The organism is Agrilactobacillus fermenti, from assembly GCF_047943045.1.
In the GTDB taxonomy this organism is placed as follows: domain Bacteria; phylum Bacillota; class Bacilli; order Lactobacillales; family Lactobacillaceae; genus Agrilactobacillus; species Agrilactobacillus fermenti.
Window position 1 is genome coordinate 1,672,920 of the sequence record NZ_CP181347.1, and the last position, 19,875, is coordinate 1,692,794.

Below are 19,875 nucleotides of genomic sequence, written 5' to 3' on the forward strand. Positions count from 1 at the left end.
AAAATTCATTTTATTAATTATTTTGTAAAGTCAATTCGTTTTTGTAAGAGATAAACAAGAATGGCGCCTAATGCCATGGACAATAATTCACCCAAAGCAACTGTGCCATAAGTTGGCCAAAACGGCACTTTTGTCACAATATTAAGTTCCAAAGCCACGCTCCAAGTCATCAGAGTACAAACCACCGTTGTGATCGTTAACTTCACTGGCACTGATTTAACTCGTTTGGTTAAAAAGTAGCTGATCGTTGTCATGACTAAAGTCCCTAAAGTTCCAAACACAATATCAACGATCCCCAGCGGTGAAACCAAGTTAGCTAATGCACAGCCAATCGTCAGCGCTATGATATAACGCTTATTGAACGCTACGAGATGATTAAATCCTTCCGACAAACGTAATTGAATCGCCCCGTAGCCAAAGGGTACAATTACCATGGTTACGGCCACGTATAACGCAGCCACCAATGCGATTTTTGTAACTTCTGCCGTTTTAGTTGAAACTTTTTCCAAAATATTGCCTCCTTAGTTTTTTAAGGTGGGATTTTGCGAACCACCTATGTGTCTTTAATACACAAACAAAAGTAATTATAGCAAAATAACTTGCCTCTGAACATAGCAAAAAGCCGAATCCAAAATATCATTGGTATCCGGCCTTTTTTAGTATGTTGCATTATCCAAATAAAGCTTTGAATAGTTTTATTTGGCAACGATATTGACGATCTTATTAGGCACAACGATCACTTTACGAATTGTTTGTGTCCCGACAAATTTTTGGACATGTTCATCTGCCCGAGCTAAGGCTTCTAATTTTACCTTATCTGTATCTCGAGCAACTTTTAAGTGCCCGCGAACTTTGCCATTGACCTGAACAATTACTTCAACTTCATCTTCAATCAAGTATTGTTCATCATAAGTTGGCCAAGGTTCATAGGTCAAAGTTTCGTCATGCCCTAATTCTTGCCAAAGTTCTTCCATCATATGTGGTGCGATTGGTGCTAATAGTTTGACTAAGCCTTCCATATACTCAACTGGCAAAGCATCGGCCTTTGAAGCCTCATTTACAAAAACCATCATTTGCGAGATAGCCGTATTGAAATGCAAAGCTTCAAAATCTTCAGTTACTTTTTTCACAGTTTGATGATAAATAGTTGTTAATGTCCCATCATTTTCTGTTGTGACATGGTCTCGTAGTTTGCCTTGATCATCAACAATCAACCGCCAAACTCGATCCAAGAATTTCCGTGCTCCAGATAGTCCCTCTTCACTCCACGGGATAGAAGCATCCAACGGCCCCATAAACATTTCATAAAGCCGCAATGTATCGGCACCAAATTGTTCAACAACATCATCAGGATTAACCACATTGCCTTTAGACTTAGACATTTTTTCGTGGTTTGCACCCAAAATCATACCTTGGTTAAAGAGATGTTGGAATGGTTCTGGTGTTGGTACGACACCAATATCATATAAGAATTTGTGCCAGAAACGGGCATAAAGTAAATGCAGCACCGCATGTTCCGCACCGCCAATATAAAGATCCACTGGCATCCAAGCTTTTAGTTTATCATAGTCGGCTAAAGCTTCTTTATTATGAGGATCTACAAAGCGCAGGAAATACCAAGAACTACCGGCCCATTGCGGCATCGTATTTGTTTCACGCCGGCCTTTGCGACCATTCTTGTCAACCACATTGACCCAATCATCCAAATTAGCTAAAGGACTTTCCACAGATCCAGACGGTTTAACATCTGGTGTTTCTGGTAGAATTAATGGTAACTCTTCTTCAGGAACAAGGGTTGTTTCCCCATCTTCCCAATGAATGATTGGAATGGGTTCACCCCAATACCGTTGCCGCGAGAACAGCCAATCTCTTAACCGATAATTTACTTTTTTAGCACCTACATGATGATCTTCCAACCAAGCAATCATCTTATGAATACCCTCATCTTTATTGGTACCATCTAAAAACTCAGAGTTAATGTGTAATCCATCACCGGTAAAGGCTGCATCGGCAACATTACCACCATCGACAACTGGAATAATTGGTAAATCAAACTTTTTAGCAAAGGCAAAATCCCGATCATCGTGTGCTGGTACGGCCATGATTGCCCCAGTCCCATAACTTGCTAAAACATAATCGGAAATCCAGATTGGAATCTGCTTGCCATTAACTGGATTAACCGCATAGGCTCCAGTAAAGACGCCGGTTTTATCTTTATTTAGATCGGTTCGATCTAAATCACTCTTATGGGCTGCTTCATCCTGGTAGGCTTTAACCACCTGTTTTTGCTCAGCTGTCGTGATTTTATCGACTAGCTCATGTTCCGGTGCCATGACCATATAAGTCGCACCAAACAGCGTATCAGGACGTGTGGTAAAGACTTCAATTGTATCTTCGCTGTCAACCACTTTAAAAGTTACCGCAGCACCTTCAGAACGGCCGATCCAATTACGCTGCATTTCTTTAACATTTTCTGGCCAATCAATTAAATCCAAATCATCTAGTAATCGATCAGCGTAAGCTGTGATCTTCAACATCCATTGGCGCATTGGTTTACGCACAACAGGAAAACCACCACGCTCAGTCTTGCCATCAATAACTTCTTCATTGGCGACAACTGTACCCAAATCGGGTGACCAATTGACCGGTACTTCAGCTTCATAAGCTAAGCCCCGTTGGTACATTTGTTCAAAGATCCACTGTGTCCACTTATAGTAGCTTGGATCAGTTGTATTGATCTCGCGGTTCCAATCGTAAGAAAAACCTAAAGCGTTGATTTGACGTTTAAAATTCTCAATATTTTTTTTAGTGAAACTTTTAGGATCATGCCCAGTTTTCAACGCGTATTGTTCAGCTGGCAAACCAAAAGCATCCCAGCCCATTGGATGCAACACGTTGTAGCCCTGCATACGCTTCATCCGCGCAACAATATCTGTTGCGGTATAACCCTCCGGATGACCAACATGCAAGCCTTGGCCCGAAGGATAAGGAAACATGTCTAACGCATAAAAGTTCTCTTTATTAGGATCATTCGTTGTGTTAAAAACATTATGCTCGTGCCAATATTTTTGCCACTTTTTCTCAACCACATGGTGATTATACGTCATGAAAGCACCCTCCGATTTATCTATGTATCCCTATATTTGCAAAAAAAGCCCATAGAACGACATGTTCTACAGGACTAATTTTGGTCCTATCGACTCGTTTCTATGTGGAGAAACATAAATCGATAATAACAAACTTCAATTTTCCAATCAATACTAGCGGATAATTAATTTTTGCCCAACTAAAATTAAATCTGTTTTCAAATGGTTTAAAGACTTCAACTTAGCCACAGAAATATGGTTCGCTTTTGCAATTTTTGCCAATGAGTCATTCGCAGTTACAGTCACACGTTTTGGCTTCAATTGTGGTTTAGCAGTCGTTGCCGGCTGAGTTACTGTTACATTCTCAGCTTGAGGTTGTGGCGCTGCTGCCTGTGTCGCGTTAGATGGTTGTGTTTGTTTAACTTTCAATACTTGCCCGGCCATCAATGCACTAGTACTGCTCAAATTATTGACTGCAACCAATTGATTAAAGTCCATACCGGTATTTTGGGCAATAGACCAGAGCGAATCTCCTGATTGCACGGTATAATCTACAAGTGCTGGGCCATCAAACTGAGTCAAATTATAAGTTTCAATCAAATGATCCAACTTATCAGCATACTGCGTATCAGTAGCATAGCGCCCCGTAAGCCATTTAGTTGCATCTAGATAAGACTTAGTGTTGCTGCGAAAGGCACCCGCATAAATCGTAGGATTATCATCGGTGCCGTGACGCAATAAAGACACATAATCTGACAATGAAGCCTTATAAGACGGGTACTTTTTGAAATTGGCCTGAACGCTGTACATTTTGCCAGTGCCATCATCTTCTAAAGTACTATAACTCACCTGGTTACCTTGATAGCTGCCCTTAATACCAAAAAGATTGTAATTTGGCGCACCTGCTAAATCACTCATCCCCCAACTACTCTCTAATAACGCTTGGGCGATCATTACCGAAGCATATAAATCATTATCAGCTGCTAAAGTACGCGCTTGATTACCCAATGCATTCAAAAAGGCCATATCTCCTTGTCCCTTTGAAGGCGCGACATAATCTTCAGTTTGTGATGTCGCGGAATTTTCAGGGTTACTTGACGTCATATTTTGAGACCCAACCGATCCAGTCGTTGTCTGAAAATTGCGCGTTGCTTGAACTGTATTGGTATCGGCTCGAGCCGTCTGCTGTGTATCAATCATGCCACTTGCAGACAATGCCGTTCCAGCGCTGACCAATGAAATTGTCTGCCGTAAATGCCGCCGACGCCGCTTTTGTTCCTGTTCTAATCGTGCGAAACGTCTTTGAGTCATCAATTCGCGTCTTGTTTGCATGATTCATCCCTCATTAATTACAAATATTCATTTAAAGTATACCGAATAAATACCAGCAATAGTTTTCAAGTTTGGATAAAAAATATTATCATAACTAGTATAAAGGAGTGTGTACTTTTGACAAAACTTCAGAAACACCTGGCTATGATTGCCCTGGTCAGCTATCTAATCTTTAGCTTTATACTAATCAGTTTATTGACCAAACAGCCGCTGTTAATTGCCTTTGATCAATGGGGCCATCGCACCATCGCCAGTTTGCATCATCCAGAACTGACACCGATTATCAGAATAATCACTTATAGCGCACAAAATGGCATAACCATCGTTATCGCTAGCCTCTTCATCATCTCTACATGGCTGACGCATAAAAAAGTACTTGGTTTCTTTTTGACTCAGAATTTAATCGTTGGTAATTTGCTCAACCACGGTGTGAAACTACTGATTCAACGTCAACGTCCCGCATTGACGCAACTTGTCCCACAAGGCGGCTATAGTTTCCCCAGCGGTCATTCAGCCAATGCTGTTTTACTATATGGCTCTTTGTTATTTATAGCCTGGTATTTTATTAGACAGCGTAAAAACCGGATACTACTCAGTCTGTTCGTCATTTTTTGGATTTTCTTAGTGGGATGCAGCCGAATCTACTTACAAGTTCATTTTCCCAGTGACGTTTTAGCTGGTTGGAGTTTAGCGTTAGGCAACTTGATCGTATCTTTTCGAATTAGTCAACCTTATCTACGAGCTGCTTTGCCTGATGACGCGTATGATATTGGTCCCATAAATTGATCAGCAAAGCTAAAATAATGACAATAGCAGCTACGACATAGATCCAATGCAGCCCTTGGTACAAAATACTGCGTAACGTCGGTAACTGTTGCTTGGGCAGTGTCCTAGCTTTCAAAGGATCAATTAGGCGATTCAATTGCGCCATCGTTACATCTGCATGGGTTTTTGTCCCCTGTAATAACGCCCGGTTCATCACAATACCATAAATTGAAACTAATAACGTTTGACCTAATGTTCTGGCCAATGTATTTAGAGAGGTAGCCACACCGACCTCATTTTTAGCGACCACACTTTGGATAGTTACGGTGGTTGTTGTAATAATTACCCCAAAGGATAGGCCCATAAAGGCTGCCCAAAATAAGAACCAGCCGAAAGGTGTGGCAATGCCATTTGTAGCCATGACGAATGCCGCAATAAGTAACCAAAGTAGTGCGCCGCTGAGAATATGCTGGGGCGTATATTTCAAAATTAATTTACCAGCAATGAATGAACCCACGATCCACATTAGTGAGCTGGGTGTCACTACAAAACCGGCTGAAGTCGGTAGAAAACCTAAAATAGCTTGGGCCCAGGTCGGCATATAAACTTCAAAGCCCATGACAAAACCGCTGACTAATAGCGCCACCAAGTTTTGACTAACGAAAGTTTTATTCTTTAATAGTTTCAAAGCAATAATCGGATCAGTGGCCTTTTTTTCTTGCCGGTAAAAAAGCCAGCTGCTGATTGTGGCAGTCAAAATAAGTCCACTGATCAATAATGGTTGAGCGGATTGACTGATTAGTTGAAAAACAAGCATGAGGGCTAATAGTAATACTAGCAGCCAAAAACTGCCCAACCAATCAATTGACGTTTTATTCACTTGGCGATTTTCACGATAATAAAGACTGATCATCAATAAGGTCAATAAACCAACTGGTAAATTAATAAAGAATATCCAGTGCCAACTTAATTTTTCAACAATAAAACCACCTAATAAAGGTGCAATTACAGAAGCAACCCCCCAGGCTGAACCATTAAAGCCAAGTACTTTGGCCCGCTTCTCAAAAGGGTAAATATCCGCAATAACGGTGAAAGTGATCGGCTGAATCGCGCCGGCGCCAATACCTTGGATCGCTCTAAAGATAATTAACTGCATCATGTTTGTACTAAGCCCACAAAGACAAGATCCGACCACAAAAATAATCAAGCCAAAGATAAATACTGGCTTACGGCCATTACGGTCAGAAAATTTACCGTAAATCGGTGTAGCCATCGCACTGGTTAATAAGAAAATCGAGAAAACCCAGTTCATTAATTCAACACCATGCAAATTGCCAATAATCGTTGGCATTGCCGTAGAAACAATTGTGCCTTCAATGGCGGTCATGAAAGTCGCAATAAAAATTGCGATTGTCGTCAAAGGGACATTGGTTTTTTTAGTCATGTTACCTCCAATCGAGTAGGAGACCCTAATGGATCGACCTCTCACACCGCCGTATGTACGGTTCCGTATACGGCGGTTCAATAACTTAAGCGTTTCTGAATAGACTGGTACGTTGTGGACAGATTGATAAGTCCAAGGCGTGCCAGTCTTTTATTTGTTAGAGTATCTTTCAGTACACCAGTATGTGCGGTATACCAATAGAAAATATTCGTACTTCTGACACCGATTCCCCTAACTTTCTAAGGTTTCGGTACTTCGTTTTGATTTTCTTCCATGATTTCCACCTCCACTTCCGATGAGAATTGTTAAAATTCGGCCCTTTGTTGTCCCAAGGACAACTACTATGGCCTCGGCTGACTTCTATTTCATTCAGCTAGACATCACTGCCTGGTTTGTGCCTGTGAAACTTTTCGTTTCTCTTGTCGGGAACGTATGAAACAGACCTCCCCGGGTAAGAACACTAACTTTCGTGCCATGTAACCATTGGCTTTGCTGCGTACAGTTTCGAGTAGTATGGGACTTCAGTTTGTTAAGCAACCTTATCCACTGCAAACAGCCTTATTACCACTTCTTGTTCATTGGTTCAGCACTTTGCTTCAGATTCCACCTCGCGGTGGACACCCTTGTCCTCAGCTAATAGTTCCGACTACTATGGTCTATAGTGGACTTTCACCACCAAGCTAGCGCCCATGCCGGGTGTACTAAAAAAAGAGACCCCTACACTGTTGATAGTGTAGACGCCTCTTTATCTCGTTTAATCTAATAATTTTTTGAGAACATCAACTTTATCTAGCCGTTCCCAAGGTAGATCAACATCTGTACGTCCGAAATGGCCATAAGCTGCCGTTTGCTTATAAATTGGCCGCTTAAGATCTAGCATTTCGATAATTCCAGCCGGTCGTAAATCAAAGTAGTCTCGAATGGCCTGTTCAATATCACTTTCGGCAATTTGATTGGTGCCAAATGTATTCACTGAAATAGACACTGGTGTTGCGACACCAATAGCATAGGCTAACTGTATCTCACAAGTTCGTGCCAATCCTGCAGCTACGACGTTTTTTGCGATATATCGAGCAGCATAACTAGCCGAGCGATCAACTTTAGTCGCATCTTTACCAGAAAAAGCACCGCCACCATGTCGCGCATAACCGCCATAAGTATCGACAATAATCTTACGACCCGTTAAACCCGCGTCGCTTTGTGGTCCACCAATTACGAAACGGCCAGTTGGATTAATATAATATTTTGTATTTTCATCCAGAAACTGACCAGGAATCACTTGCTTGATAACTTTCTCGATCATATCCTCAGCAATCTGTTCCTGGGTCACGTCAGGATCGTGTTGCGTACTGATTACCACCGTATCCACTCGGAATGGTTTGCCGGCATCATCATATTCGACCGTAACCTGTGACTTTGCGTCTGGACGCAAGTATGTCAAAGTATTGGTCTTGCGTAATTCTGCAACCTTACGCATAATCCGATGTGCTAGAGAAATTGGTAATGGCATTAATTCAGGTGTTTCGTCAATGGCAAAACCAAACATCAACCCCTGATCACCGGCACCAATTTTCTCCAAAGGATCAGAATCATCCGTGCGATTCTCAAAGGAGTCATCCACCCCTTGGGCAATATCGGGTGACTGTTCGTCTAAAGCAACTAAAACGGCACAAGTATCACCATCGAAGCCATATTGGTTATCGACATAACCGATGTCACGAATTGTTTGCCGCACAATACTTTGAATATCAACATAAGCAGAGGTTGATATTTCACCAGTGATCAAAACTAGACCAGTTGTAACAGTTGTTTCACAAGCCACCCTAGCATCAGGATCTTGCGCTAACATCGCATCCAAAATTGCATCACTAATTTGATCGGCAATCTTATCGGGATGTCCTTCAGAAACTGATTCGGATGTAAATAAATGTCTTTCTTGCATCTTTTTTCCCCCATTATTCGGTTACAAGGTACTTCGCTACTGCGAATCCTATCGGGAATGATAGTCAACTAATTGAGTTTAGCATTTTAACAAATAAAAATCAAAATAAACTTAGCTAGTAATTGACGCTACAACTGTAATAGCATAGCATATAAACTATGAAAAGGAGTTATGACTTTGACAAAAAACACCAATCATTTCAACCTTATTGATTACATATTAGATTTACTAACTATCTTGATCATACCAGCTACGGTTTTTCCTCGTTTTAAAGCCAATTGGACGCTTTACACGATGACCTTTCTAATCTACTTGGTAGCACTACTCATTTTTAAATATTTGCCATATCCTAAGTGGCGCTACCTTTTGTTAGTTATACCATTGTTTAGCAGTAGTCTGATTTTATTTAAAGTCTCAAGATCACTCGGCCTTTTAATGATAGCTTTAGTTCTTTTAACGGTTGGCATCACACAAACAACATTTAATGAAAAGTTCACAAAAATCATCAATCTAGTTAGTCTCTTTTTATTTATTGAAGTGGCAGTTATCATCCAGACACATATGCTTACCTTTAGCCTTACAATATTGACGCTACTACCGCTTATTACGGTGATCTTGTATTTACTCTTACAAGACCATGTAACGCCCTTAGTTCTTAGTCTAATTTTGATATTTCTAAACCTGTATTTATTTATTAATTATTTTACTTTAGTACAAATTCTTATTACAATATTCTTCTTAATCAGTTTAGGTTTTACTTCAAAAACAAATTTACATATAAAGTATCAACTTGTATTTATTGTCTTATTATTGATTGCGAATATCATTTAGTTTTGAATAAGTAAGCTTTGAGATCCAGGGCAAAATGCAATTTTGTTTTGGGTCTCATTTTTTAACATTTATGAATTTCGGCCTTATATTAAAATAGGTATATTTAGACCAAAAAAATAAGCTAAGACAAAGATTTTCTTTTGTCTTAGCTTATGACGCTTTCCATCACGGTCCCAACCGGATTTGAACCGGTGATCTCCTGCGTGACAGGCAGGCGTGATAACCCCTACACCATGGGACCAGTTATGGAGGTTACAGGGCTCGAACCTGTGACCCTCTGCTTGTAAGGCAGATGCTCTCCCAGCTGAGCTAAACCTCCAAGTAGTGACCCGTACGGGATTTGAACCCATGTTACCGCCGTGAAAGGGCGGTGTCTTAACCACTTGACCAACGGGTCGAACTAAAAACGGAGAGTAAGGGATTCGAACCCTTGATACAGGTTTAAGCCCATATACATGATTTCCAATCATGCTCCTTCGGCCACTCGGACAACTCTCCATTTTTGCCAACTAATTTTAGGCAAAAAAATAGCGCGGCGACTTCCTAACCTCGCAGGCGGTTGCCCGCCAACTACTTTCGGCGTTAAGAAGCTTAACTTCTGTGTTCGGCATGGGAACAGGTGTTGCCTTCTTGCTATCGCCACCGCACTTCTCCTGAGCACTTCGTGCCCTCAAAACCACATATCATGTCTTCTTTACCCTTGAATCTTCTGCTTGCCGTTCTTTTGGTCAAGTCCTCGACCGATTAGTATCAGTCCGCTCCATACTTCGCAGCACTTCCACGCCTGACCTATCTACCTGATCATCTCTCAGGGTCTTACTTCATTAACTGAATGGGAAATCTCATCTCGAGGGAGCTTCACACTTAGATGCTTTCAGCGTTTATCCCGTCCATACATAGCTACCCAGCTCTGCGCCTGGCGGCACAACTGGTACACCAGCGGTATGTCCACCCGGTCCTCTCGTACTAAGGGCAGCGCCTCTCAAATTTCCTACGCCCGCGACGGATCAGGGACCGAACTGTCTCACGACGTTCTGAACCCAGCTCGCGTACCGCTTTAATGGGCGAACAGCCCAACCCTTGGGACCGACTACAGCCCCAGGATGCGATGAGCCGACATCGAGGTGCCAAACCTCCCCGTCGATGTGGACTCTTGGGGAGATAAGCCTGTTATCCCCAGGGTAGCTTTTATCCGTTGAGCGATGGCCCTTCCATACGGAACCACCGGATCACTAAGCCCGACCTTCGTCCCTGCTCGACCTGTCTGTCTCGCAGTCAAGCTCCCTTCTACCTTTACACTCTGCGAATGATTTCCAACCATTCTGAGGGAACCTTTGGGCGCCTCCGTTACCTTTTAGGAGGCGACCGCCCAGTCAAACTGCCCACCTGACACTGTCTCCCGCCACGCTTAGTGGCGCGGGTTAGAGTGTTCATACAGCAAGGGTAGTATCCCACCAATGCCTCCTTCGAAACTAGCGTTCCGAGCTCTACGGCTCCTACCTATCCTGTACATGCTGTACCAACACGCAATATCAAGCTACAGTAAAGCTCCATGGGGTCTTTCCGTCCTGTCGCGGGTAACCCGCATCTTCACGGGTAGTATAATTTCACCGAGTCTCTCGTTGAGACAGTGCCCAAATCATTACGCCTTTCGTGCGGGTCGGAACTTACCCGACAAGGAATTTCGCTACCTTAGGACCGTTATAGTTACGGCCGCCGTTTACTGGGGCTTCAATTCTCAGCTTCGCTTACGCTAACTGATCCTCTTAACCTTCCAGCACCGGGCAGGCGTCAGCCCCTATACGTCATCTTTCGATTTAGCAGAGACCTGTGTTTTTGATAAACAGTTGTTTGGGCCTTTTCACTGCGGCTGACCTTGCGGTCAGCACCCCTTCTCCCGAAGTTACGGGTCATTTTGCCGAGTTCCTTAACGAGAGTTCTCTCGCACACCTGAGGATACTCTCCTCGACTACCTGTGTCGGTTTGCGGTACGGTGGTCTGCTTCTGGCTAGAAGCTTTCTTGGCAGTGTGACCTCAGGAACTTCGCTACTTAAATTTCGCTCCCCATCACAACTTGTCGTTAGCACTAAGCATTTGACTCAGTCCCCGACTTGTTGCTTGGACATGCACATCCAGCGGCATGCTTTCCTTAGCCTCCTGCGTCCCTCCATCACTCATAACGGAGCAGACCAGTGCAGGAATCTCCACCTGCTTGTCATCGATTACGCCTTTCGGCCTCATCTTAGTTCCCGACTAACCCTGGGCGGACGAGCCTTCCCCAGGAAACCTTAGTCATACGGTGGACAGGATTCTCACCTGTCTTTCGCTACTCATACCGGCATTCTCACTTCTAAGCGCTCCACCAGTCCTCACGATCTGGCTTCTCCGCCCTTAGAACGCTCTTCCTACCACGGACACCATCGGTGTCCATCCACAGTTTCGGTACTATGCTTAGCCCGGTACATTTTCGGCGCAGGACCACTCGACTAGTGAGCTATTACGCACTCTTTGAATGGTGGCTGCTTCTGAGCCAACATCCTAGTTGTCTGCGCAGTTCCACATCCTTTTCCACTTAGCATAGATTTTGGGACCTTAACTGGTGATCTGGGCTGTTCCCCTTTCGACTACGGATCTTATCACTCGCAGTCTGACTCCTGATGATAGATCAGCGGCATTCGGAGTTTATCTGAATTCAGTAACCCAAGACGGGCCCCTAGTCCAAACAGTGCTCTACCTCCGTGATCCTTACATCAAGGCTAGCCCTAAAGCTATTTCGGAGAGAACCAGCTATCTCCAAGTTCGTTTGGAATTTCACCGCTACCCACACCTCATCCCGCACTTTTCAACGTACGTGGGTTCGGTCTCTCCAGTGCGTTTACCGCACCTTCAACCTGGACATGGGTAGGTCACTTGGTTTCGGGTCTACCTCTACTTACTCTTGCGCCCTATTCAGACTCGCTTTCGCTGCGGCTCCATCTTTCTGATTTAACCACGCAAGCAAAGGTAACTCGCCGGTTCATTCTACAAAAGGCACGCCATCACGCGTTAACGCGCTCTGACTACTTGTAGGCACACGGTTTCAGGAACTATTTCACTCCCCTTCCGGGGTGCTTTTCACCTTTCCCTCACGGTACTGGTTCACTATCGGTCACTAGGGAGTATTTAGCCTTGGGAGATGGTCCTCCCAGATTCCGACCAGATTTCACGTGTCTGGCCGTACTCAGGATCCTGAACGAAGGCAGCGGCCTTTGGCCTAAGGGCTCTCACCCGCTCTGGCTGACCTTCCCAGGTCATTCGGCTAAGCCGCCGCTTGGTAACTCCAATGTTTAGTCCTACAACCCCAGGATGCAAGCATCCTGGTTTGGGCTCTTCCCCTTTCGCTCGCCGCTACTCAGGGAATCGAGTTTTCTTTCTCTTCCTGCAACTACTGAGATGTTTCAGTTCATCGCGTCTGCCTGCCGCCAGCTATGAATTCACTGACGGCCAACTATCGATCAGGATAGTCAGGTTCCCCCATTCGGAAATCTCCGGATCAAAGCTTACTTACAGCTCCCCGAAGCATATCGGTGTTAGTCCCGTCCTTCATCGGCTCCTAGTGCCAAGGCATTCACCGTGCGCCCTTGTTAACTTGACCTAGCACTTCGTGCTGGTCGTTCGGCAATTTAATACACAGTTGATTCTCGGTTATTAGAATATTTCATGATATGTGGTTTTCAAGGAACGAAGTGTTTGCGACCTTTCGGTCGCTATGGAGGTTAACGGGATCGAACCGATGACCTCCTGCGTGCAAAGCAGGCGCTCTCCCATCTGAGCTAAACCCCCATAAGGTTGCGATAAAATCGCAATGGGCCTAAATGGACTTGAACCATCGACCTCACGCTTATCAGGCGTGCGCTCTAACCAACTGAGCTATAGGCCCGATAAGTCTTGGCGTAGGCCTCTCAAAACTAAACAAAATTTCGACATGTACAGGCTTTCCGTAATTTTTCCTTAGAAAGGAGGTGATCCAGCCGCAGGTTCTCCTACGGCTACCTTGTTACGACTTCACCCTAATCATCTGTCCCGCCTTAGACGGCTGGCTCCTAAAAGGTTACCGACCGGCTTTGGGTGTTACAGACTCTCATGGTGTGACGGGCGGTGTGTACAAGGCCCGGGAACGTATTCACCGCGGCGTGCTGATCCGCGATTACTAGCGATTCCAGCTTCATGCAGGCGAGTTGCAGCCTGCAATCCGAACTGAGAATGGTTTTAAGAGATTAGCATGACCTCGCGGTCTAGCAACTCGTTGTACCATCCATTGTAGCACGTGTGTAGCCCAGGTCATAAGGGGCATGATGATTTGACGTCATCCCACCTTCCTTCCGGTTTGTCACCGGCAGTCTGACTAGAGTGCCCAACTGAATGCTGGCAACTAATCATAAGGGTTGCGCTCGTTGCGGGACTTAACCCAACATCTCACGACACGAGCTGACGACAACCATGCACCACCTGTCACTTTGTCCCCGAAGGGAACATCTGATCTCTCAGACTGACAAAGGATGTCAAGACCTGGTAAGGTTCTTCGCGTTGCTTCGAATTAAACCACATGCTCCACCGCTTGTGCGGCCCCGTCAATTCCTTTGAGTTTCAACCTTGCGGTCGTACTCCCCAGGCGGAATGCTTAATGCGTTAGCTGCAGCACTGAAGGGCGGAAACCCTCCAACACTTAGCATTCATCGTTTACGGCGTGGACTACCAGGGTATCTAATCCTGTTTGCTACCCACGCTTTCGAGCCTCAGCGTCAGTTACAGACCAGAGAGCCGCCTTCGCCACTGGTGTTCTTCCATATATCTACGCATTTCACCGCTACACATGGAGTTCCACTCTCCTCTTCTGCACTCAAGTCTCCCAGTTTCCGATGCACTCCTTCGGTTGAGCCGAAGGCTTTCACATCAGACTTAAAAGACCGCCTGCGCTCGCTTTACGCCCAATAAATCCGGACAACGCTTGCCACCTACGTATTACCGCGGCTGCTGGCACGTAGTTAGCCGTGGCTTTCTGATCGAATACCGTCACAGGGTAAACAGTTACTCTTACCCTCGTTCTTCTTCGATAACAGAGTTTTACGAGCCGAAACCCTTCTTCACTCACGCGGCGTTGCTCCATCAGACTTTCGTCCATTGTGGAAGATTCCCTACTGCTGCCTCCCGTAGGAGTTTGGGCCGTGTCTCAGTCCCAATGTGGCCGATCACCCTCTCAGGTCGGCTACGTATCATTGCTTTGGTGAGCCGTTACCTCACCAACTGGCTGATACGCCGCGGGCCCATCCGTAGAGTGATAGCCGAAACCATCTTTCAAACCAGAAACAATCGTTTTTGGTTGTTATGCGGTATTAGCATCTGTTTCCAAATGTTATCCCCGCTCTAGGGTAAGTTGCCGACGTGTCACTCACCCGTCCGCCACTCGAAACTTCAGTTGAGTGCAAGCACTCGGTAGAAGTTTCTCGTTCGACTTGCATGTATTAGGCACGCCGCCAGCGTTCGTCCTGAGCCAGGATCAAACTCTCAACTAAAGTTCAAGTTTGTGACTCATTATTATTTGTTGCTAGCGAATTGACTTCGCAAATGTTTGTTAGACCAAAAGGTCTAGCCTGCACATTTGGTGTCGAAATTTTGTTCAGTTTTCAAAGGCCTACGTTCGTGAAACAACTTTTATATTATATCAAGTGTTCCATTCGATGTCAACATATTTTTTCAATTAATTTTTTAAGAAACAATTGAATCATTGACATATCAGTGTTAATCATCAATAACGCAGTGATTAACGCGCAAGAAATATACTACCAAAAATATATAACGTCGTCAACACTAATTTTGATATTTTTTCACAGCAACTAATTCAGCTTGGCACTGTGGGCATAAACCATAAACTTCTAGCCGATGCCCATTAACCTGAAAACCGGTCAAATTCTCAGCTACAGTATCAACTTGATCAAAGTCCGGAAAGAAAACATCTACAATACGACCACAACGTTCACAAACCGCATGATAATGTTTTGTTTCAGCAAAATCAAACCGTGATGAGCTGTCACCATAAGACATCTCTTGCACAATGCCTAAACGCGTTAATACCCGTAAATTATTATAGACAGTTGCCACACTCATTTTAGGAAAATCTGCAGCCAAATGTCGATAAATTTCATCTGCCGTTGGATGTTCATCACTTTGAATCAAATATCTTAAAACTGCTTCTCTTTGTGGGGTAATACGGACACCACCATCTCGGAGCTTCTTTATGGATTCTTCCATAGCCTCTCTATTCATAAAAGTCACCCATCTTTTTTATAATTATTACAAATTAAATATATCTCGAAAAGGCTTCTAATTCAAGCATCCTTTTTATATAAAAAAGTTTGTTACTATTCTGAGCAGTCAATCGATGTGCGATTCACAATCATCATAGTAACAAACTTATTTTTTATCTGCTATCAAACTTCCCAGGTATGTCGCCTAATACACTAGCCTCACTTTTGCAATTCTGGCGCATCGGTCTTGTACATGTCAGTAGTACTATTGCCATCGTTTTGATGTAGCAGTGAATTCTTATCTAGATCAGCCTTTAATGTCTTACTTGCCTTAGACTTCTTATAGCTATAATTTTGCTTATCTACTTTTTTGAAATCTTTAGGTGTATAGAATCTGAGTAAATCACCAGTAATCACACGATCAGAAAGAGATAATTCTGTCGCAACGTGGTTTGTCATTTGATCCAACGTTTTCTTCTGGGTAACCGTTGGATGCTTCAATGCTTCACCATTTTTGGTATTGTAATAAGCACTACCGACTTTAGTATACTCTGGTGAAACAAAATCCCCATTTCGAAAAGCCACGGTCTGATTCTTTTGTGGCGAGAGGATATCTTGACCAAATTGAATACGGTCATTGTCCGGGATACCCACAAGATTCAATAATGTCGGTAAAACGTCAATTTCCCCGGCATAGGTATGATTGACGCCACCTTTAAGTCCAGGCATATGGATCATCAGCGGCACGCGTTGAAATTGAGCATTATCAAAGTTATTAAAGCTATCTTTATCCAGTAATTTAGCAACTGCTTTTTTATGATTTCCAGAAATACCATAGTGGTCACCATAAAAAACGATCATTGTATTTTTAGCGAGTCCCGAATCATTTAGCCAATTCATAAACTCACCAACAGATTGATCTAAATATTTTGCCGTTTGCACATAACCATCTACAGTACTGTCACCAGTATCCGTCTTAGCAATTGACTGATTTTGTTTGTCCAATAAATACGGATAATGGTTCGTCACAGTGATCAGTTTTGCATAAAAAGGCTGTGGCAGCTGCTCCAAGTATGTCGCTGCATCCTTTAAGAAAATCTTATCTTTGAGCCCATAACCAATGCTATAAGCAGACTTTTTCGGGTAATAATTAGAACTAAAGAAATAATCATACCCCCAAGACTTGTAAGTATTATCTCGATTCCAAAAACTAGGAACATCACCATGAAAAGCGGCAGATGTATAACCGTTTTGATCAAAAATTGCTGGCGCCGCCTGAAATGTATTTGTTGTGCCATATTGAACCATTGCCGGACCTTCTGCCAACCCAAACAATGAATTTTCGAGCATCATTTCAGCATCTGCCGTTTTACCTGTACCAACTTGATTGAAGAAATTATCAAAACTCAATGTATCACTTTCATGATAAATCTTATTAAGGTTTGGTGTTACCTCCTGACCATCCCACTTAAAGTCGATCAAAAACTGTTGAAAACTCTCTAAATGGAAGATAATAACATTCTTACCTTTAGCAACACCAGAATATTCTGCATTAACCGGCACATGATTTTCTTTGATATACTTTTGCACAGATTGAAGATCACTGGCATTTGCATTATTTTTTGCAGCATTCGATTGCGCTGCTTTGACGCCATCATAGACTGTATAAGCATTTAAGCCTAAATACTTAACAATATAATTATTGTCGAACGTTCGTGTCAAAAGGCCAGAACGATCACTCTCGGCAAAACTCAAATTAAAGCCAAATAAAATACCAGCAATTGCTGTGACGGTCATAGCATAACGCTTTTTAATCGGACGAACATCCATGTGAATTGCTTTGAAAGCCAACAATAAAATCAAAATAAGCACATCTAAAAAAATCAAAAAATCAGATGGATCCAAGATACCTAAAATACTCTTACCTAAGTTATTGGATACTGCACCAGACCCTTTGATCAAGTTAATGCTTAAAAAGTCTGAAAACTCTCGATAATAGAGAACATTGGCAAAGAGCCAAAAACTCGTCACAAAATCAATCAATAATAAATAGATATATGACTTTCGTCCTGCAAGATAAAGCGCAATACCAAACAATAAAATTGTTGTGGGAAAAGGATTGATCATTAACAATAAGTGTTGGATCGAACCCTTTGCACCAAGATTAAACTTATTTAAATACGTCCACCACGTCTTTAGCCAGAAAAGAATAATGGCCAGCATGAAAAAGCCTACGCGGGTATTCAAGATACCGCGAATCTTTTTGCCGACTGTTTTCAACATAATTACGAAAGCCTCCACAAAAATATTCATAAAACTTCGTCGCATCAATAGCCAGACTGTATTGTACTATGGCCATGTGAATTTTTTATGAATTATAAATTTACAAAAAAATAAGCCGGCAAAGCTGTCGTTGCTGGCCCACTTCCACTCAAATCGAAAGAAAATATTCTAAATTACTCATCCAATAGATCAAAGATCTCCATTGCCGCAAGATCAATATTATCAAAATCAAACGTTTGATGTGACTTTGTTTCCTCTAACGTATAGATATCACTTTTAGGATTAAATGATACGACGCCCTTTTCAACACCATTGGCCTCGAAGCGTCTTGTTTGAATCTCATCGCTATCTTCGACTTGCATTGCCTCCAAGCGCTTGATGATAGCAACCAATTGTGATTTTTCCATTAAAAAGGCCTCCTTAAATAACTAATAGCAGTTTACCAGAAAAAGCGGCATAAAACAGTATTTTTTTATATTTTATTCAATTAACTATCATATTCTGATAGTATTAAATTATGAGGTGAAATTTAATGGAAAATGAGAGACAAATTAATCAACAAGTAACTAAAATAGCTGTTTCGGGCATCCGTCAATTTGATGAAGCCGTCAGTAAAATTCCCGATATATTAAAATTGACATTGGGTGAACCGGATTTTAATACACCAGCACACATCAAACAAGCGGCGATTCAAGCCATTAACGATAATTATAGTCATTATACTGGTATGGCTGGATTATTAGAGCTAAGGCAAGCTGCAAGCACTTATTTTGAAAAATTATATGGCCTGAAATATGCAGCTGAAGATGAAATTTTAGTGACTGTTGGTGCCACTGAAGCCATTGCTACAGCCATTACGACAGTTACAAATCCGGGCGATGCTGTTTTAGTCCCCACACCAATTTTTCCAGCCTATTTACCTTTGATTACCTTAAATCATGCACAGCCGATATTCATCGACACTTCAAAAAATGGTTTCGTCTTAACGCCAGAAATGATCAAGGCAGCTATTGCATCACATCCAGATGCACATATCACAGCAATTATTTTAAACTATCCAAGTAATCCCACGGGTGTTACTTACGATCAAAATGAAATCACTGCTATGGCTAAAGTCCTCAAGACTGCAAATTTATGGGTCATTAGTGACGAAATTTACAGTTCGCTAACTTTTGACCACGATCATTTTTCAATAGCAAATATTTTAAGAGATCAAACAATCTTGATTAACGGTCTATCAAAATCGCATGCAATGACCGGTTGGCGCATCGGTTTTTTACTTGCGCCTAGGGTAATTACCGATCAATTGAAAAAAGTCCATCAATATTACGTCACTGCTGCAACCACGATTTCTCAAAAGGCGGCCGTAGAAGCCCTTACCAATGGATATGAAGATACACAAACTATGAAAGCTGAGTACATTAAGCGGCGAAACTATTGCCTTGCTGAAATCAAAAAACTTGGTTATGAGGTTGCTCGACCTGATGGTGCATTTTATCTATTTATTAAATTACCGAATTGGTTCAAAGGCTCAGCCCAAGAGTTTACTTACCAATTAGCCCAAGAAAGTAAATTAGCCTTAATTTCTGGCGAAGGTTTTGGTCCTGGCGGTGAACGTTACTTCCGTTTGAGCTATGCTGCTAGTTTAGCAGATCTCAAAAAAGCCATGACGCGTTTGGGTGAATTTACACAAAACCACGCGACTTCAAAACTGTAATTTTTTATATCAAAAAGTGGCTGGGACAAAACTAACGTTTTGTTTTCAGCCACTATGTGTTTACGAACAATTCAATTTTAAACGTGTTCCAAAAGGCAACACCTTCACCTAACCACGAATGGCTCAAATGGCAAGTTCACCATTTGAGCCATTCTTGTTAGTGATCTGAGCGCCTTTTGTCTCACTCTCTT

At 42.7% G+C, this 19,875-nt stretch carries 10 protein-coding genes, 6 tRNA genes, 3 rRNA genes and 1 riboswitch; of the genes, 2 read left to right on the top strand and 17 right to left on the bottom strand.

Features of this window, described 5'->3' with window-relative positions; genetic code table 11:
• Nucleotides 1-17: 17 nt before the first annotated feature.
• The 3 genes from ACNAN0_RS08225 to ACNAN0_RS08235 all read right to left on the bottom strand — a co-directional run bounded on the left by ACNAN0_RS08225 (nt 18) and on the right by ACNAN0_RS08235 (nt 4,418).
• Nucleotides 18-509: a QueT transporter family protein gene (locus ACNAN0_RS08225; protein ID WP_230914363.1), complete on the bottom strand. Its 492-nt coding sequence runs from the start codon at nt 507-509 to the stop codon at nt 18-20.
• Nucleotides 510-695: 186 nt separating this feature from the next.
• Nucleotides 696-3,107: a leucine--tRNA ligase gene (gene leuS, locus ACNAN0_RS08230; RefSeq protein WP_416353073.1), complete on the bottom strand. Its 2,412-nt coding sequence runs from the start codon at nt 3,105-3,107 to the stop codon at nt 696-698.
• 153 nt (nt 3,108-3,260) lie between these two features.
• Nucleotides 3,261-4,418 (bottom strand): glucosaminidase domain-containing protein, encoded by a 1,158-nt coding sequence (locus tag ACNAN0_RS08235; protein ID WP_230914365.1) that lies wholly within the window; start codon nt 4,416-4,418, stop codon nt 3,261-3,263.
• 117 nt (nt 4,419-4,535) lie between these two features.
• Between ACNAN0_RS08235 and ACNAN0_RS08240 the strand changes: the two genes are divergently transcribed.
• Complete coding sequence (locus ACNAN0_RS08240) at nt 4,536-5,204, top strand: phosphatase PAP2 family protein (RefSeq protein ID WP_230914366.1); 669 nt, start codon at nt 4,536-4,538, stop codon at nt 5,202-5,204.
• Here ACNAN0_RS08240 and ACNAN0_RS08245 read toward each other — a convergent pair.
• The 14 genes from ACNAN0_RS08245 to ACNAN0_RS08310 all read right to left on the bottom strand — a co-directional run bounded on the left by ACNAN0_RS08245 (nt 5,140) and on the right by ACNAN0_RS08310 (nt 18,374).
• Nucleotides 5,140-6,627 (bottom strand): MDR family MFS transporter, encoded by a 1,488-nt coding sequence (locus ACNAN0_RS08245; protein ID WP_230914367.1) that lies wholly within the window; start codon nt 6,625-6,627, stop codon nt 5,140-5,142. The genes ACNAN0_RS08240 and ACNAN0_RS08245 overlap by 65 nt on opposite strands.
• Nucleotides 6,628-7,381: 754 nt before the next feature.
• Nucleotides 7,382-8,569 carry a methionine adenosyltransferase gene (gene metK, locus ACNAN0_RS08250; RefSeq protein WP_230914368.1) on the bottom strand — a complete coding sequence of 396 codons (1,188 nt, stop codon included), beginning with the start codon at nt 8,567-8,569 and terminating at the stop codon, nt 7,382-7,384.
• Nucleotides 8,567-8,642, bottom strand: a riboswitch (SMK box riboswitch). (Overlaps the previous gene by 3 nt.)
• Before the next feature lie 926 nt (nt 8,643-9,568).
• Nucleotides 9,569-9,641 (bottom strand) — tRNA-Asp (locus tag ACNAN0_RS08255).
• A 5-nt stretch (nt 9,642-9,646) separates the two neighbouring features.
• Nucleotides 9,647-9,719 (bottom strand) — tRNA-Val (locus tag ACNAN0_RS08260).
• A gap of 6 nt (nt 9,720-9,725) precedes the next feature.
• Nucleotides 9,726-9,797 (bottom strand) — tRNA-Glu (locus ACNAN0_RS08265).
• A 10-nt stretch (nt 9,798-9,807) separates the two neighbouring features.
• Nucleotides 9,808-9,898: transfer RNA gene (locus ACNAN0_RS08270), tRNA-Ser, on the bottom strand.
• 32 nt (nt 9,899-9,930) lie between these two features.
• Nucleotides 9,931-10,047, bottom strand: a 5S ribosomal RNA gene (rrf, locus tag ACNAN0_RS08275).
• A 77-nt stretch (nt 10,048-10,124) separates the two neighbouring features.
• Nucleotides 10,125-13,034: ribosomal RNA gene (locus tag ACNAN0_RS08280) — 23S ribosomal RNA — on the bottom strand.
• Nucleotides 13,035-13,149: 115 nt separating this feature from the next.
• Nucleotides 13,150-13,222 (bottom strand) — tRNA-Ala (locus ACNAN0_RS08285).
• Between the two features lie 23 nt (nt 13,223-13,245).
• A tRNA-Ile gene (locus tag ACNAN0_RS08290) sits at nt 13,246-13,319 on the bottom strand.
• A 75-nt stretch (nt 13,320-13,394) separates the two neighbouring features.
• Nucleotides 13,395-14,952: ribosomal RNA gene (locus tag ACNAN0_RS08295) — 16S ribosomal RNA — on the bottom strand.
• Together the 16S, 23S and 5S rRNA genes with 6 tRNA genes alongside form the textbook arrangement of a ribosomal RNA operon.
• A gap of 295 nt (nt 14,953-15,247) precedes the next feature.
• Complete coding sequence (locus ACNAN0_RS08300; protein WP_230914465.1) at nt 15,248-15,703, bottom strand: Fur family transcriptional regulator; 456 nt, start codon at nt 15,701-15,703, stop codon at nt 15,248-15,250.
• A 200-nt stretch (nt 15,704-15,903) separates the two neighbouring features.
• Nucleotides 15,904-17,964 (bottom strand): LTA synthase family protein, encoded by a 2,061-nt coding sequence (locus tag ACNAN0_RS08305; protein ID WP_416354185.1) that lies wholly within the window; start codon nt 17,962-17,964, stop codon nt 15,904-15,906.
• Nucleotides 17,965-18,140: 176 nt separating this feature from the next.
• Nucleotides 18,141-18,374, bottom strand: coding sequence for a YkuJ family protein (locus ACNAN0_RS08310; RefSeq protein ID WP_230914467.1), 234 nt, complete (start codon nt 18,372-18,374; stop codon nt 18,141-18,143).
• A 125-nt stretch (nt 18,375-18,499) separates the two neighbouring features.
• Here ACNAN0_RS08310 and ACNAN0_RS08315 point away from each other — a divergent pair, with 125 nt between their 5' ends.
• On the top strand, nt 18,500-19,684 hold the full coding sequence (locus ACNAN0_RS08315) for a pyridoxal phosphate-dependent aminotransferase (protein WP_230914468.1): 1,185 nt from the start codon (nt 18,500-18,502) through the stop codon (nt 19,682-19,684).
• Nucleotides 19,685-19,875 lie beyond the last annotated feature (191 nt).

Excerpts from the sequence above, each read along its gene's own strand:
- metK (WP_230914368.1), bottom strand. The coding sequence starts at position 8,569 with ATGCAAGAAAGACATTTATTTACATCCGAATCAGTTTCTGAAGGACAT.
- ACNAN0_RS08235 (WP_230914365.1), bottom strand. The coding sequence starts at position 4,418 with ATGCAAACAAGACGCGAATTGATGACTCAAAGACGTTTCGCACGATTA.
- ACNAN0_RS08315 (WP_230914468.1), top strand. The coding sequence starts at position 18,500 with ATGGAAAATGAGAGACAAATTAATCAACAAGTAACTAAAATAGCTGTT.
- leuS (WP_416353073.1), bottom strand. The coding sequence starts at position 3,107 with ATGACGTATAATCACCATGTGGTTGAGAAAAAGTGGCAAAAATATTGG.
- ACNAN0_RS08310 (WP_230914467.1), bottom strand. The coding sequence starts at position 18,374 with ATGGAAAAATCACAATTGGTTGCTATCATCAAGCGCTTGGAGGCAATG.
- ACNAN0_RS08300 (WP_230914465.1), bottom strand. The coding sequence starts at position 15,703 with ATGAATAGAGAGGCTATGGAAGAATCCATAAAGAAGCTCCGAGATGGT.
- ACNAN0_RS08245 (WP_230914367.1), bottom strand. The coding sequence starts at position 6,627 with ATGACTAAAAAAACCAATGTCCCTTTGACGACAATCGCAATTTTTATT.